Raw genomic sequence first — 15,982 nt, forward strand, 5'->3', positions numbered from 1 at the left:
TTGCGGAGCAAGCTCGGCGCAATGGCACAGAAGGTGGACTCGTTCCGACTGGGACGCACGATTCCGAAGAATCTGTACGGACGCGACGAGCCCGATCAGACCGTGTCACTGGTGACCGACGCGCTCGACAAATGGTTCGCGCTGCTCGACGGTGACGACTACGACGCGTCGTTCGCGGCACCACCCGTCGTACGGACCCGCGTACTGACCTTGGTTTCACGCGAAGTGCTCTGCGTGGACGAGCACGTGGTCCGACTGACGTTCGCCGCGGCCGACGGAGCGGTGTTGCCTGCGTGGGCACCGGGAATGCATCTGGACTTCTATCTCCCGTCCGGCCGCCGTCGGCAGTACTCGTTGTGTGGCGATCCGGATGCCGACTCGTACTCCATCGCGGTGCGCCTGGTGCCCGACGGCGGCGGCGGGTCGCGCGAGATGCACGGTCTCCCGGTCGGCACCGAAGTCTCGATTCGGGGGCCGCGCAACGGTTTTCCGTTCGTACAGTCCGAGCATGCACTGTTCGTGGCCGGAGGAATCGGTATCACTGCCATCATCTCGATGGTCCGTCGCGCTCGCCGGACGGGAATGGACTGGCACCTGGTCTACTGTGGCCGTTCGCGTGAATCGATGCCGTTCCTCGACGAGATCGCCGGCTGGGAGGCCGAGCGTGTCACGGTGCGGACCGATGATGTGGACGGCATGCCGTCGAGCATGGATCTGCTCGGTGCCGCGGCACCGGGTGGTTCGGTCTACGTGTGCGGGCCGCCGCCGATGATCGACCTGGTTCGGGCCTCGTTCGACTCCTTGCCCGCAACGCATCTGCACTTCGAGCGGTTCTCGCCGCCACCGGTGAAGAACGGTGCCGAATTCGAGGTCCAACTCGTCGACTCCGGTGACATCGTCACGGTCGGCCCGGAAGAGACTGCGCTGCATGCCATTCGGCGGCTGCGCCCGGATGTGGCGTACTCCTGTCAGCAGGGTTTCTGCGGGACGTGTCGCGTTCGAGTACTGAGCGGAACACCGCAGCATCGGGAGAATCGGCTCACGGCCGAGGAGCAGCAGCGTGAGATGTTGATCTGCGTGTCGCGTTCCGAGGGCGAACGGATCGTGCTCGATCTGTAGCCGAATCGCCGGTTTTACCCTTCATCTTTGCCGTCCGGTATCGAAAAAATGCGTCTGTGAAGCAATCAGGGGCCTTTTAGGGGTGTCATCGTGCCCATGCTGTCGCAGGCAACCAGTACTATGGACCGGTACGACATCAAGCCCGGAAAAAACGCATGGACTCGGGCGCGGCCGGAACCGACTGCGCCCATCCCTGCGGTAGCACCCTGCGGGGTGTGAGCGGGGTAGTGGACGCGTAGAAGGAGAACCAGCTAACCGTGGCTGCCCAGAAGTCAGGTACCAACGACAACAGCAAGGATTACGGCGCTTCGTCCATCACGGTCCTCGAGGGCCTGGAAGCGGTTCGTAAGAGGCCCGGTATGTACATCGGCTCCACCGGTGAACGAGGCCTGCATCACCTGATCTGGGAGGTCGTCGACAACTCCGTCGACGAGGCCATGGCCGGCTATGCGTCCACCGTCGACGTCACCATCCACGAGGACGGCAGCGTCGAGGTCAAGGACGACGGTCGAGGAATTCCCGTCGCCATGCACGCCTCCGGTGTTCCCACCGTCGAGGTCGTCATGACACAGCTGCACGCAGGCGGCAAGTTCGACTCCGACTCCTATGCCGTCTCCGGTGGACTGCACGGCGTGGGCATCTCGGTGGTGAACGCACTCTCCACCAAGGTGGAACTGCAGATCGCGCGCGACGGTCATCGCTACAAGCAGACCTACGACTACGCCAAGCCCAGCCCGCTCGAGACCGTCGGCGATACCGACGAGACCGGCACCACCGTACGATTCTGGGCCGACGGCAAGATCTTCGAGACCCTCGACTACAGCTTCGAGACCGTACATCGTCGCCTGCAGGAGATGGCGTTCCTGAACAAGGGACTGACCATCAACTTCACCGACGAGCGGGTGGCAGCCACCGACGCCACCGAGGAAGAACTCGGTGAGACGGCCGAGGCACCCAAGACCGCCGAGGAAGAACAGGCCGACGCGGCCGTCGCCAAGCCGGCCAAGGTGCGCAAGCGGACCTATCACTACCCGGACGGCCTGGTCGACTTCGTCAAGCACATCAACAGGACCAAGACCGCGATCCACAATTCGGTCGTCGGCTTCACCGGTAAGGGTGAGGGCCACGAGGTCGAGATCGCCATGCAGTGGAACGCCGGGTACTCCGAGTCGGTACACACCTTCGCCAACACCATCAACACGCACGAGGGCGGCACCCACGAAGAGGGCTTCCGAACCGCGCTCACCTCGACGGTGAACAAGTACGCACTCGAGAAGAAGCTCGTCAAGGAGAAGGACGTCAAGCTCACCGGCGACGACATCCGTGAGGGTCTGGCCGCAGTCATCTCGGTGCGGGTCGGCGAGCCGCAGTTCGAGGGACAGACCAAGACCAAGCTCGGCAACACCGAGATCAGGTCGTTCGTGCAGAAGGCATGCAACGAGCACCTGGCGCACTGGTTCGAATCGAACCCTGCCGACGCCAAGACCATCATCAACAAGGCCGTCTCCTCCGCGCAGGCCCGGATGGCCGCACGCAAGGCGCGAGAATTGGTGCGCCGCAAGAGCGCAACCGATATCGGAGGCCTGCCGGGCAAGCTCGCCGACTGCCGCTCGAACGATCCGAGCAAGTCCGAGATCTACATCGTGGAGGGCGACTCCGCCGGCGGCTCGGCCAAATCGGGACGCGATTCGATGTTCCAGGCGATCCTGCCGCTGCGCGGAAAGATCATCAACGTCGAGAAGGCTCGCATCGACCGCGTCCTCAAGAACAACGAGGTCCAGTCGATCATCACCGCCTTCGGCACCGGCATCCACGACGAGTTCGACATCACCAAGCTTCGCTATCACAAGATCGTGCTGATGGCCGACGCCGACGTCGACGGCCAGCACATCTCGACCCTGCTGATGACGCTGCTGTTCCGCTTCATGCGACCGTTGATCGAGCACGGCCACGTCTACCTGGCCATGCCGCCGCTGTACAAGTTGAAGTGGAGCCGGGGTGAACCCGACTTCGCCTACTCCGACCGCGAGCGCGACGGTCTGCTCGAGGCCGGCATCGCCAACAAGCGCAAGATCAACGTCGAGGACGGCGTCCAGCGCTACAAGGGCCTCGGCGAGATGAACGCCAAGGAACTGTGGGAGACCACCATGGATCCGTCGGTGCGCGTCCTGCGTCTGGTGACACTGGACGACGCGGCGGCAGCCGACGAGCTGTTCAGCGTGCTGATGGGCGAGGACGTGTCCGCGCGTCGCAGCTTCATCGCCCGCAACGCGAAAGATGTTCGCTTTCTTGACGTTTAGTCACTTCCCTTCACGCACCGATGAGTTCTCTCGGTGCGTGACGGTGACCGTTTCTCGAGGAGATTTGCATGTCTGACATCACCGAACCGCCGGTAGGACCCCCGCCGGGTTCGACCACCAACGCCGAGGGCGGCGACCGGATCGATCCGGTCGACATCCAGCAGGAAATGCAGCGCAGCTACATCGATTACGCGATGAGCGTCATCGTCGGGCGCGCACTGCCCGAGGTGCGTGACGGACTCAAGCCGGTGCACCGCCGCGTGCTGTACGCGATGTACGACTCCGGCTTCCGGCCCGACCGCAGCTACGTCAAATCCGCACGCCCCGTTGCCGAGACGATGGGTAACTACCACCCCCACGGCGACACCTCGATCTACGACGCACTGGTGCGTCTGGCCCAGCCGTGGTCGATGCGGTACCCGCTGGTCGACGGCCAGGGCAACTTCGGATCCCGCGGCAACGACGGTGCCGCTGCCATGCGTTACACCGAGGCCCGGCTGACTCCGCTCGCGATGGAGATGTTGCGCGACATCGACGAGGAAACCGTCGACTTCATCCCCAACTACGACGGCAAAACCCAAGAGCCGACGGTCCTTCCGTCCCGCGTGCCGAACCTGTTGATGAACGGCTCCAACGGCATCGCCGTCGGTATGGCCACCAACATTCCGCCGCACAACCTGCGTGAACTGGGCGACGCGGTGTTCTGGGCCCTCGACAACTTCGAGGCCGACGAAGAAGCGACGCTCGCGGCCTGCATGGAACGCGTCAAGGGCCCCGACTTCCCGACCCACGGCCTCATCGTCGGTGGCCAGGGCATCCAGGATGCGTACTCCACCGGCCGTGGCTCGATCCGCATGCGCGGCGTCGTCGAGATCGAAGAAGATTCCAACGGTCGCACCACGATCGTCATCACCGAGCTGCCCTACCAGGTCAACCCGGACAACCTGATCACCTCGATCGCCGAGCAGGTCCGAGACGGCAAGCTCTCGGGCATCTCCAAGATCGACGACGAGTCCTCCGACCGTGTCGGCATGCGCATCGTCGTCACGATCAAGCGCGACGCCGTCGCGAAGGTCGTGCTCAACAATCTCTACAAGCACTCGCAGCTGCAGACGAGCTTCGGCGCGAACATGCTCTCGATCGTCGACGGCGTTCCGCGGACGCTGCGCCTGGATCAGATGATCCGCTTCTACGTCACTCACCAACTCGACGTGATCGTCCGACGTACGCGGTATCGCCTGCGCAAGGCCGAAGAGCGCGCCCACATTCTGCGCGGCCTGGTCAAGGCTCTGGATGCGCTCGACGAGGTCATCGCGCTGATCCGGGCATCTCCGACGGTCGACGACGCGCGGCAGGGCCTGATCTCGCTGCTCGACATCGACGACATTCAGGCCCAGGCCATCCTCGACATGCAGCTGCGGCGCCTCGCAGCCCTCGAGCGTCAGAAGATCATCGACGAGCTGGCCGAACTCGAACGCACCATTGCCGACCTGCAGGACATTCTGGCCAAGCCGGAGCGGCAGCGACAGATCGTGCGCGACGAGCTCGCCGAGATCGTCGAGAAGTTCGGCGACGACCGTCGCACGCGCATCATCGCCGCCGACGGGGACGTCAACGACGAGGATCTGATCGCCCGGGAGAACGTGGTCGTCACGATCACCGAGACCGGTTACGCCAAGCGCACCAAGACCGACCTCTACCGATCGCAGAAGCGCGGCGGCAAGGGCGTGATGGGAGCGGGGCTCAAGCAGGACGACATCGTCAGCAAGTTCTTCGTCTGCTCGACGCACGACTGGATCCTGTTCTTCACCACCAAGGGGCGCGTCTACCGGGCCAAGGCCTACGAACTGCCCGAGGCCAACCGGACCGCCCGCGGTCAGCACGTCGCAAACCTGCTCGCCTTCCAGCCGGACGAACGCATCGCCCAGGTCATCCAGATCAAGACCTACGAGGATGCGCCGTACCTGGTGCTCGCCACCAAGGGCGGTCTGGTCAAGAAGTCACGACTGACCGACTTCGACTCCAACCGCAGCGGCGGCATCGTGGCCGTCAACCTGCGCGGCGAGGACGAGTTGGTCGGGGCCGTTCTCGCGTCCTCGGACGACGATCTGCTGCTGGTCTCGGCGCAGGGACAGTCCATCCGGTTCTCTGCCACCGACGAGGTGTTGCGCCCGATGGGCCGCGCCACCTCGGGCGTGCAGGGCATGCGCTTCAACGGCGAGGACGCGTTGCTCTCGCTCAACGTCGTCAGCGAGAACAAGTTCCTGCTGGTCGCGACCTCGGGTGGATACTCCAAGCGCACCGCGATGGAGGACTACCCCCAGCAGGGCCGCGGCGGAAAGGGAGTGCTGACAATCCAGTACGACCCGAAGCGTGGCACGCTGGTGGGAGCTCTCATCGTCGACGACGAGGACGAGCTGTACGCCATCACGTCCAGTGGTGGCGTGATCCGGACCGCTGCCAAGCAGGTTCGGAAGGCCGGCCGACAGACCAAGGGCGTGCGGTTGATGAATCTCGGTGAAGGCGACACACTGCTCGCGATCGCGCGCAACGCCGACGAGATCGAACCGGATTCTCTGGGCACCGAAGACGATGCAGCGAAGGAGTCGTAAGTGAGCACTCCCAACCGGCCTGGTAGCAGGCCCGGCCCCAGCGGTGGACCGGACAGCCGGGATGCCGCGCGGGCCGAGCAGCCCGCGCGTCCCGCGCCGCCCGAGGGAGCTCGCCCGGGCAACCGCCCGCAGCCGGCCACTCGTCCCGCGCCCGCCGCAGGCCGTGGTCCGGCCCCGCAGGGGGGTGCACGCCCACCGATGAGACCCGCACCGGGTGCTCCGAACGGTCCGGCACGTCCGGCCCAGGGACCCCCGCCGCAGCGGCCGCCTGCACCTCAGGGACCGCCGCCTCAGGCTCCTCCGGGGGCCACCGAGCAGGGTGCGCCTCGGCAGGGACAGGCTCCTGCCGGTCCGGCGCAGGCCCAGCCGTCCCAGGCTCCCGGCCGTCCGCCAGGACCCGGTCAGCAACCGGCCGGTCGACCCAACGGTGGTCCGCCGCAGAACGGCCAGCCGCCACAGCGGCAGGCACCGGGCGGTCAACCTCCACGACAGCAGGCACCACAGCCCTCCGCTCCACAGCGATCGGCACCCGGCGAGACCGTGCGCACTCCGGAGGTCTCCGCCGAGTCGACGGCCACCGGCGAGGCGTCACGCGCGCCGGAAGCCGCTCGGGGTCAGGACCAGGCCGGTCCGGGAGCAACTCAGGCGATGCCGGCCCAGCAGAACGACGGTCCGCAAGGTGGCTCGGGAACCCCGCCCTGGCAGCGCGGTCAGCGTCCCGCATCGCAGGGAACCGACGATCGGCAGCAGCCGCAGAATCAGCCGCAGACCAACCTCTCCGGACGCGGTGCGGCACTGCCTCCGACCGGTGAGTTCGATCGATCGGCTCGCACGTCCGCCGAGCCGATCCAGCGCGAATCGACCGAGGACAAGACCGAACGGCGAGAAGCCGCCAGGTCGAAGGCCGCGGTCATCGACGGACCGACACGGCACATCGAACGCAAGGATCTGGCGAAGGACATGCCGGATCTGTCTGCGGTGCGGCACCCGGAGCCGTCCCTGTCCGAGCGTGCAGCACCTGCATCGATCACGGCCGTGCCCAGTGCCGACGGCGATCCCCTGCGGGCGACCATCCAGATCCGCAAGATCGATCCGTGGTCGACGCTCAAGATCGCCCTCGTGATCGCAGTGTCACTGTTCTTCGTGTGGATGGTGTCGGTCGGCCTGCTGTACGCAGTGCTCGACGGCATGGGCGTCTGGGAACGGCTCAACAGTGCGTTCACCGAGATCGTCAACGAATCCGGCGACGGCGGACTCGTCAGCGCCGGGCAGGTATTCGGCTACGCGGCGGTGATCGGTGTGATCAATGTCGTACTCTTCACCGCTCTGACCACCATCGGCGCCTTCATCTACAACCTGTCGTCGGACCTGGTCGGCGGCGTCGAAGTGACATTGGCAGACCGCGACTGACCTGCATCATCGACAGCCGTATCGGGCCGTTTTGGAAGACAGCGGCCCGATACGGTAATCTCATCCCTCGGTTCGAGGAGAGGTTTTCTTCGGTCCGAAGTAGTGATGAGGGCCTATAGCTCAGGCGGTTAGAGCGCTTCCCTGATAAGGAAGAGGTCGGAGGTTCAAGTCCTCCTAGGCCCACACCGAACGAACGAAAAGAGGCAGGACGTGAAAATCCTTCTTCTGGTCGCATCGGCGGTGATTGCAGTGCTGACACTATCGAAGGTGCGCTCGCAGCGCAGCGCAGACGGCGTCTGGCACAGCATCCCCACCGCGTGACAATCGCTCGGAGTGGACGTGTAAGGTTCGTCTACGATTACCGGCAACACCCGGGGCCTTAGCTCAGTTGGTAGAGCGCTGCCTTTGCAAGGCAGATGTCAGGAGTTCGAATCTCCTAGGCTCCACAAGAAATAGGACGTCCACTTCGGTGGGCGTCCTTTTTCGTTTCTCCACCCGGCCCCACGTCCACTCGATGTGACATCGACCCCCCAAAAGTCCACTGAATGTGACATCGAGTGCCCTTGAGTGCCGAGAGGTTCGAAGCGGATTCGGCGGCCCGGTTGTGATCGGACCCAAGGCGGTCTGTGCTTCGGCGCCCACATGTCCAGACAGTCGCCGGTTCTGTGTCGTATCCGTATTTCGATCCTTAGCGTGGTCGCTGTGCAAAGCACGTCGGTTCTCGGATCGATGTGGATGGTCGCGACGGCGCACCGCAGGGGGGTGTGCCGTCGTCCGATCTCGGCGGACGCTGTTCGCCACTGTCTCGAATCGGTTGGCGGTTCGGGCATCTCGAATCTCTAAGGAGTCCCGCAGATGACGCGTGTTCTCGATCATGAAGAGCTGTTGACGGAACTCGACGGCACTCTGGAAGCCAATTTGAATCGCCATCTGTCGATGGCGAAGGAATGGCATCCGCATGATTACGTTCCGTGGGATCTGGGTCGGAACTTCGCGGCGATGGGTGGGCAGGACTGGTCTCTGGAGCAGTCGTCGTTGTCGGAACTGGCTCGCACGGCGATGATCACCAATTTGCTCACCGAGGACAATCTGCCGTCGTATCACCGGGGGTTGGCAGACAACTTCTCGTTGGACGGTGCCTGGGGGACGTGGGTGGGGCGTTGGACTGCGGAAGAGAATCGCCACGGCATCGTCATGCGCGACTATCTGGTCGTGACCCGAGCGGTCGACCCGGTGGAGCTGGAGCGGGCTCGAATGCATCACATGACGGTGGGCGTCGATGCGCCGATGGATGGCGCGAATTTTCTCCATTCGGTGGCGTATGTGACGTTTCAGGAGTTGGCGACGCGGGTGTCGCACCGGAACACGGGTCTGGCGTGCGGAGATCCGGTGGCGGATCGAATGTTGGCTCGTGTTGCCGCGGACGAGAACCTGCACATGATCTTCTATCGGAACCTCGGTGAGGCGTCGCTGGATCTGGTGCCCGATCAGATGGTCCGCGCCATCACCGATGTCGCGACCGACTTCCAGATGCCCGGTCTGAACATGCCCAATTTCCGCAAGAATGCGATGACCTTGGCCAAGCACGGGATCTACGACCTGCGGCAGCATCTGGACGAGGTGTTGATGCCTGTCTTGCGCAAGTGGAAGATCTTCGAGCGCAACGATTTCACGGGTGAGGGCGAGCGGGATCGTGATCGGCTGGCAGCCTTCGTCGAAGACCTGGCAGTCAAGGCGACCAAGTTCGAGGAGTCTCGCGATCGTCTGCTTGCCAGGGAGGCGGCACGCGCCGAGAAGGCGTCCTGACCTGCTACGTCTTCGCCGGCCAGAGTCGTGATCACGTCTCGGAGGTGTTAGAGTCCGGGCATCGTTGGGTCATGTGAGGCGATGGCCGTAGTGCGTGGGGAGGGCCGATGGTGCCTGGGGGGTATCGGGTGAGTGGTGGTGTTCCTTTCGGTGAATGCTGCCTCCAGTCGGCCGAATCATGGTCTTGCACGGTTGGAATCGACTGGTGAGCAGGCTCAGGTTCGACGAGTCCGGACGCATGCTCGCCGTGTTCGCGGCGGTCACCACGGTTCTGTACGCCGCCAGCGCGATAGCGTCGTGGTCGAATCTGACCGGTGCGCAGCAGGTTCTGGCCGCTTTGGCTCTGATACTCGGTCCGACGGCGATCGTGGTGCTGGCAAGGGCGGGTGTGCCGAGCCCCAAGCAGGCGGTGGGATTGGCGACCGCATTGTCGGTGATGGCCCTCGCCTGTGCCCTGGGGAGCAGCGACACCATGCCGGCGTTCTTGATCTGCGTCCAGGCGGCCATGTTCCTCGGCATGCACATCGGTGCGTTCTGGTCCGAACGCAGTGCAGGCATTTGGGTTGCAGTGCTTGCTGTTTCAGCGGTCATCGGAGCCGCGATCGCGCCGTACGGCACGCCGTTCATCAGTTACATCCTCGTGGCGCTCGGCATCGTCGGTGCCACGGAGGTGTTCGGTGTCTTCGCGCGCCGAATGCGCTATTCCGCGACGCACGACGCTCTGACCGGCCTGCTCAACAGATTCGGGTTCGAGTCCAAGATCGAGAAGATGTTGCCGGCATGTGCCGCTCGCGGATTGTCGGTCAGCCTCGCCGTGCTCGACCTGGACAATTTCAAGGAGATCAACGACGAGTACGGCCACATTGCCGGTGATGTCCTGCTCGCCCGGGTCTCGAAGGCATGGAAGGGGCAGTTGACCCGACGTGACGTTCTCGGTCGGCTCGGCGGAGACGAGTTCGTGCTGTTCATGCCGGGGGTTCTCGAAACGGAGGCCTGGCAGATCATCGAGCGATTGCGCCGCGCTCATCGTGCGGAGTGGAGCGTCGGATTGGCCTGCATGCCCGCGGGTCGCCGCTGGGGTGAGATCTATCGGGCAGCCGACGCCGATCTGTACCGGGCGAAGCGAAGCCGGCCGCCGAGGACGAGTCGGCCGTCCGATCCCGACGCCGGGTACAGCGGCCCGATTCGCAGGATCGCGCAGTAGCACTCCGCCGATGCAGCGTTGATCCCCAGATTTCATCCACAGGCTGGGGATAGATTTTCCCGCGCGGTGCACTTCTCGCGTTGACTCGTCGACAACGACGATGCTGCGGGGGATACTCGATGGTCACTATCGACGAGTTCAGGACATGGGACGGCCGAGTGCTGGCAGCCGCGTCCGAAGCCCTGATGCGGCGCTGGCGTGAAGTGACTGCCGTGCACGATTCGGTAGCGGACGCGGCCCTGGGCACAGGGTGGGACGGTCCTGCGGCCGAGGCGACGCGTGAGGCGATGAGCCGCATCCGATCCGATCTGGCAGACGTCGCAGCCGAGTTGCTTCGGATCGCGACCTGTACCGCGGATGCCTCGATCGACATGCAGAGTCTGGTCGCTGCCCTCCGCTCGGTGGAGCAGAGAGCGGCGGACGAGCGATTCGCGGTCGAATCCGATGGCTCGGTGTCCGACGCTGCAGCGTCGTATTCGGTTGCGCTCGTGGATCTGTGGTCGACGATGCGAGAGCGGCGGCGGTGCCGTGACGAGCTCGCCGAGCGAATCGCGCAGCTGATTCGTACGGCCACGGACTTCGACGACTTCCTTGCCCGACGCCTCGCCGGGGAAACGTCCGCAGCCTCCGTCGCGGCGGCAGTTGCGGCTTCGGTGCCGCGCGACGGGTCACCGGCGGCCAATGCTGCCTTCTGGAGCGCGCTCTCGCCTGCGGCACGAACCAGGTTGCTCGTCGAACAGCCCGCGCTGATCGGCAATCTCGACGGCCTGCCTGGACGGGTACGGGACAGCGCCAACCGCCGAGTGTTGGCCGCCGAGCGTATCCGCCTCCGCGCCGTCGAGGCCGAACTGCAGAAAGAGTTGGACGACAACGTGTTCGGCGGAATCTTCAGTGACGCCGATGCCGGACTCGAGCAGACTCGCACACGGCTGGCATCACTCGATGCGATCGACGCGACGCTGGCGCAAGGAGCTCGACAGCTTCTTGTCCTCGACAATTCCTCGTACGAGGAGACGATGGCGGCCGTGGCGGTCGGCGATGTCGACACCGCAACCCATGTCGCCGTCTTCGTGCCCGGTCTCGGCTCGACGGTGCACGGTCATCTTCTCCGCTACGACGGCGACATGGAGGACCTCGAAAGCACTGTGCAGCAACTTGTTTCGCAAGACGCACCGCAATCTGCGGCTGCCGTGACCTGGCTGGACTACCAAGCCCCTCAGGTGGGGTGGAGCTTGCTCGATCCGAATCGGACCGTGGTCTCGGGTGCGGCTGCGCAGGCGGGAGCCGATCGACTGGTTCCGTTTCTGAACGGTCTCGACGCCGCGCGTGCGAGCGATCCGCATCTGTCGGTGTTGGCCCACTCCTACGGATCCCTCACGGCAGCATCCGCGCTCCGAGGTGACACGGGAGTCGACGAGTTCGTAGCTCTCGGGTCACCGGGGCTCGGCACCCACAGCCTCGTAGACCTTCAGCTTCCCGTCGGACACGCCTTCGCAGCGGAGGCCCAGGGCGATATCGTCGCCGATCTCGCCGCGTTCGGCCGCGATCCGGGCGCACTCGACGGAGTCACACTGCTGTCCACCGAGCCGTCCGACGGTGCCCGCGGTTCGATCGGTCACAGCGACTATCTCACCGAGGGCACCACCAGCGGACACAACACGGCACTGGTCGTCGCCGACCGCGGCGCTGAGGCCGTGATCAGAACGAGGCCGGGTCTGCTCGACCTGCTGCAGAAAGCTCTGTACCTATGACGGCGTGTCGTCGTAGTCGGCCAGACTCGGCGGAACGTCGGCAGGCGGGGGCACCTCGTTGCGACGGCGACCGAGGAAGAACACGACACCTCCGACGACGGCAGCAGCGGCACCGAACACCAGTATTCGGCGGGTCCGACGCGATCCGGCGTCGACCGTGACCAGCGCTGGGGTGCGATTCGCTTCGGCAATACGTTCCGCGGTCACCGCTCGCCGCTGCGCAGCCTGCTTGCGTGCCAGCCCGTAACCCCGTCTGGCCAACAGCAGGCCCACTCCGGCCGGACCCTTGCTTGCGGCAGATGCGGCTCCGAGCAGCGCGGACGCTGCGGTACCGGTGGTCGACCGACCCCGGTCGGGCTTCGTTGTGCTCGTCATACCCTCACTGTTCCACAACACGCCCCCGCTGAACCCTCCCGATACACCCGACTCGATGCCCGTTGTCAACTGCCCGATCACCCGAGATGGCACGATGGAGGGCGTGACTTCACCAAACAAGACCCAAACGGCCACGCTGCACACCAACCGCGGCGATATCGTCATCGAACTGTTCGGCAATCACGCCCCCAAGACCGTCGCGAACTTCGTCGGTCTCGCGGACGGATCCAAGGAGTACACGACGCAGAACGCATCGGGTGCCAAGACCGGACCGTTCTACGACGGCGCGGTCTTCCACCGCGTCATCGACGGCTTCATGATCCAGGGCGGCGACCCGACCGGCACCGGTGCAGGCGGACCGGGCTACAAGTTCGAGGACGAGTTCCACCCGGAGCTCTCCTTCGATCGCCCGTACCTGCTGGCCATGGCGAACGCCGGCCCCGGCACCAACGGCTCGCAGTTCTTCATCACCACCGGCAAGACCCCGCACCTCAACCGCAAGCACTCCATCTTCGGTGAGGTCACCGACGAGGCGTCGAAGAAGGTCGTCGACGCGATCTCGAGCACGCCGGTCGGCCGCGGAGATCGCCCGGTGGACGAGGTCGTCATCAACAACGTCACCATCTCTTGATCTGACCGAAGGACTCTCGACAAGATGACGAACCCCGGCTGGGGTGGCGCCTACGGCGACCAGCCCAACCCACCCCAGTCGGTGTGCGTCCGACATCCCGATCGCTCCACCGGCCTGGCCTGTTCGCGCTGCGGCCGGCCGGCATGTCCGCAGTGTCTGCAGGCCGCCGCCGTCGGACAGCACTGCGTCGATTGCGTGCGCGAGGGCAACAAGAACATCCGCACTGCGCAGACCGTCGCCGGTGCACCCATGGCACGATCGGCCAAAACCCCCCTGACGTACGCCCTCATCGCCGTCAACGTGATCGTCTACGGCATCACCGTGGCACAGTCCGGCGATCCGATGAACAACACCTCCGGATCCGCGCTCGCGCGCAGCTGGGCTCTCAACAGCCTGCTCGTCTCCGACGGCGACGTGTTCCGGTTGATCGGCAGCGGCTTCGTCCACTATGGACCGATCCACCTGCTCGTGAACATGTTCGCGCTGTACATCATCGGTCGCGACGTCGAACTCGTGCTCGGCCGAACCCGCTATGTGGTCGTCTACTTCCTCTCGCTCCTCGGCGGAAGCGCGTCGGTGATGCTGCTGGAGAACCCACTGGCGCTCACCGTCGGCGCGTCCGGTGCCGTCTTCGGCCTCCTCGGCGCGCAGGCCGTCATCCTGCTGCGGCTCAAGCGAAGCCCGGCACCCATCCTCATCGTCATCGCAGTGAACATCTTCATCAGCATCTCGATCCCCAGCATCTCGCTGTGGGGACACATGGGCGGACTCGTCGCCGGAGCCGCCGCAACCGCCGGTCTGGTGTTCCTCTCCCGACGAACCCCGGACACGGGTCGACAACGAACCATGGCCGGCGTGTCCATGGCCTGGCTCTCGGTCATCGCCGTCGCTCTGGTGTCACTGGGCATCATCGCCATCCGTGTACTCGACCTGCGCGCCCACATGGGCCTCTAGCCAGTCCACTCGATGTGACATCGACCCCCCAAAAGGCCACTGAATGTCACATTGAGTGACCCCTGGGGGCCGGGCGGTCAGGAGTTGCGGGGCACCAGACCGTGTATTTCGAGTGCGTCGTACACATCTCGGGGGTCGGTTCCGAGGTCCCATCTGCCGAAGATGATGAGTCGGTCGTCGTCTTCGCCGGGTGGGCGGACGTCGAGTTCGAGCATCGGGACGCGTCGGCCCAGTCGTGGGTATTTCACGATTTTGATGCGGACGATGTCATTGCGGGTGTACGTGTGTTTGCCGCCGAGGCGTTTCATCACCAGTGATCCGTCGTGGGTGATGGCCAGTCGGGGGCGTTGTGCGGCGGCGAGTGCTGCGATGATCCACATTCCGACGGCGGCGAGGCCGACGAGGAATGTTCCGGCTGCGTCGGTGGATGAGAGTGCAGCTCCGATTCCGAGCGCAATTCCGCCCACGACCAGGGCTGCGACGGCGACGAGGGGCGTCGCCCACTGCTGTTCGTACACACCCTGTGGATCGTTCGTAGAGTTATCCACAGGGTTTATCCACATTGGGGATGAATGACATCGATGTAACTCGGTCGGCTCTCAGCGCCACCGCATGGTCATCACGAGTCCGACGACCATGAACCCGAAGCCGATCAGGAAGTTGTAGGCGCCGAGGTTCCCGATGAAGGCGATGTCCTCGGAAGCCAGGTAGTAGACGATGAGCCACAGCAGCCCGACCAGCATGAATCCCAGCATCAGCACCACGTACCAGACCGGTGACGGCCCGGCGTTGACCTTGACCGGCGTACGGTTCGCCGGGTTGATCGTGTAGTCGTTCTTCTTCCGTACCTTCGACTTCGGCATTGCTTCCTCTTCGTGTTCGTGGCGGCCGGTGGCACTGCGGCCGTACCTGTGGACAACTTACGGTCGGAACCTGTGGATCGGCGGGTGCCGCGCATCCCCAGGCTATTGTCACCTCGAGGACCGTGACGGTCACCGAACCGGTTGCTGTACACGCTAACGCAGGTGAGCCCAGCACCGACCCACCGGACAAATTGCGAGCACCCGTGAGACGACGATCGACTGCCCCCGCCGACACGCGCTGGTGGGTGCTCGCCGTTGTGGTGTGCGCTGTCGTGGGTCTGCTGCTCGGCACCACCAGGCATGTCTCGGACGGCTCCGAGCTGCGCGGCGGCGACACCACTCGGCTCGCGGATCTGGTCGATGCGGCCCGACTCAGCAGTGACGATGCTCAGCGGAGCCGGGACGCGCTCGAGCAGCAGGTCGAGTCCATCCAGCAACGCGCTGCGACGGGGGACACCGAGGTTGCCGATGCGTTGGTGCGTATCGATTCCCTGGCCGACGCGGCGGGACGCGAGCCCGCGTCCGGTGGGGGTGTGACCGTCACGATGGCCGACGCTCCCCGTGGACCGGACGGCTCGTATGCGTCCGACGCGTCCGTCGACGATCTGGTGATTCATCAGGTCGATGTCCAGAGCGTGCTCAACGCGTTGTGGGCCGGCGGCGCGTCGGCGATCGCGATGCAGGATCAACGCCTGGTGGCCTCGTCGGCTCCGCGGTGCATCGGGAACACCCTTCTGCTCGGCGGGCGGACGTACAGTCCGCCGTACGTGATGACGGCGATCGGGGATTCGGATCGGTTGCGCGCGGCCTTGAAGAACGAGCCGGGTGTGCGGTTGTACGAGCAGTACGCGCTTCGATACGGCCTCCGTTACGACGTCGCAGCGTCCGAGAACCTCTCGGTGCCCGCGTACTCCGAATCGGTGCGCATGCGGTATGCACAGCCTCGCTGAGTACGCT

The 15,982-nt window shown here is 64.7% G+C and carries 13 protein-coding genes and 2 tRNA genes; 12 read left to right on the plus strand and 3 right to left on the minus strand.

Annotated features, from left to right (window positions below):
• Positions 1-21 precede the first annotated feature (21 nt).
• The 9 genes from CH306_RS08580 to CH306_RS08620 all read left to right on the plus strand — a co-directional run bounded on the left by CH306_RS08580 (position 22) and on the right by CH306_RS08620 (position 12,202).
• The gene (locus CH306_RS08580; protein ID WP_094646444.1) at positions 22-1,119 is read left to right on the plus strand and encodes a PDR/VanB family oxidoreductase; all 1,098 of its coding nucleotides are present in this window, start codon (positions 22-24) and stop codon (positions 1,117-1,119) included.
• Between the two features lie 257 nt (positions 1,120-1,376).
• Positions 1,377-3,419, plus strand: a complete 2,043-nt coding sequence (gyrB, locus tag CH306_RS08585; protein WP_032396991.1) for a DNA topoisomerase (ATP-hydrolyzing) subunit B — start codon at positions 1,377-1,379, stop codon at positions 3,417-3,419.
• A 68-nt stretch (positions 3,420-3,487) separates the two neighbouring features.
• Positions 3,488-6,031 carry a DNA gyrase subunit A gene (gyrA, locus tag CH306_RS08590; RefSeq protein WP_032396992.1) on the plus strand — a complete coding sequence of 848 codons (2,544 nt, stop codon included), beginning with the start codon at positions 3,488-3,490 and terminating at the stop codon, positions 6,029-6,031.
• Positions 6,032-7,441 (plus strand): DUF3566 domain-containing protein, encoded by a 1,410-nt coding sequence (locus CH306_RS29750; protein WP_306436751.1) that lies wholly within the window; start codon positions 6,032-6,034, stop codon positions 7,439-7,441. It abuts the gene before it with no gap.
• 109 nt (positions 7,442-7,550) lie between these two features.
• A tRNA-Ile gene (locus CH306_RS08600) sits at positions 7,551-7,624 on the plus strand.
• A 190-nt stretch (positions 7,625-7,814) separates the two neighbouring features.
• A tRNA-Ala gene (locus CH306_RS08605) sits at positions 7,815-7,887 on the plus strand.
• A 409-nt stretch (positions 7,888-8,296) separates the two neighbouring features.
• Positions 8,297-9,247 (plus strand): acyl-ACP desaturase, encoded by a 951-nt coding sequence (locus tag CH306_RS08610; protein ID WP_045197778.1) that lies wholly within the window; start codon positions 8,297-8,299, stop codon positions 9,245-9,247.
• A 205-nt stretch (positions 9,248-9,452) separates the two neighbouring features.
• Positions 9,453-10,451 (plus strand): GGDEF domain-containing protein, encoded by a 999-nt coding sequence (locus CH306_RS08615; RefSeq protein ID WP_235386946.1) that lies wholly within the window; start codon positions 9,453-9,455, stop codon positions 10,449-10,451.
• Positions 10,452-10,570: 119 nt separating this feature from the next.
• On the plus strand, positions 10,571-12,202 hold the full coding sequence (locus CH306_RS08620; RefSeq protein WP_094646257.1) for an alpha/beta hydrolase: 1,632 nt from the start codon (positions 10,571-10,573) through the stop codon (positions 12,200-12,202).
• On the opposite strand, the gene CH306_RS08625 is transcribed toward CH306_RS08620, so the two are convergent.
• A complete protein-coding gene (locus CH306_RS08625) occupies positions 12,197-12,577 on the minus strand; it encodes a hypothetical protein (RefSeq protein WP_045200665.1) in 381 nt (126 codons plus the stop codon). The two genes, CH306_RS08620 and CH306_RS08625, sit on opposite strands and share 6 nt — an antisense overlap.
• A 94-nt stretch (positions 12,578-12,671) precedes the next feature.
• Between CH306_RS08625 and CH306_RS08630 the strand changes: the two genes are divergently transcribed.
• Both CH306_RS08630 and CH306_RS08635 read left to right on the plus strand, forming a co-directional pair.
• The gene (locus CH306_RS08630) at positions 12,672-13,208 is read left to right on the plus strand and encodes a peptidylprolyl isomerase (RefSeq protein WP_094629007.1); all 537 of its coding nucleotides are present in this window, start codon (positions 12,672-12,674) and stop codon (positions 13,206-13,208) included.
• A gap of 24 nt (positions 13,209-13,232) precedes the next feature.
• Positions 13,233-14,162: a rhomboid family intramembrane serine protease gene (locus CH306_RS08635; RefSeq protein WP_094646259.1), complete on the plus strand. Its 930-nt coding sequence runs from the start codon at positions 13,233-13,235 to the stop codon at positions 14,160-14,162.
• 77 nt (positions 14,163-14,239) lie between these two features.
• Here CH306_RS08635 and CH306_RS08640 read toward each other — a convergent pair whose 3' ends face one another.
• On the minus strand, positions 14,240-14,725 hold the full coding sequence (locus tag CH306_RS08640; RefSeq protein WP_094646260.1) for a PH domain-containing protein: 486 nt from the start codon (positions 14,723-14,725) through the stop codon (positions 14,240-14,242).
• 36 nt (positions 14,726-14,761) lie between these two features.
• Positions 14,762-15,025: a cell division protein CrgA gene (gene crgA, locus CH306_RS08645; RefSeq protein WP_032396997.1), complete on the minus strand. Its 264-nt coding sequence runs from the start codon at positions 15,023-15,025 to the stop codon at positions 14,762-14,764.
• Between the two features lie 203 nt (positions 15,026-15,228).
• Between crgA and CH306_RS08650 the strand changes: the two genes are divergently transcribed.
• Positions 15,229-15,975 carry a DUF881 domain-containing protein gene (locus CH306_RS08650; RefSeq protein ID WP_094646445.1) on the plus strand — a complete coding sequence of 249 codons (747 nt, stop codon included), beginning with the start codon at positions 15,229-15,231 and terminating at the stop codon, positions 15,973-15,975.
• The last annotated feature ends 7 nt before the right edge of the window (positions 15,976-15,982 follow it).

Source organism: Rhodococcus sp. 15-725-2-2b, from assembly GCF_002259075.1.
Taxonomy (GTDB): Bacteria; Actinomycetota; Actinomycetes; order Mycobacteriales; family Mycobacteriaceae; genus Rhodococcoides.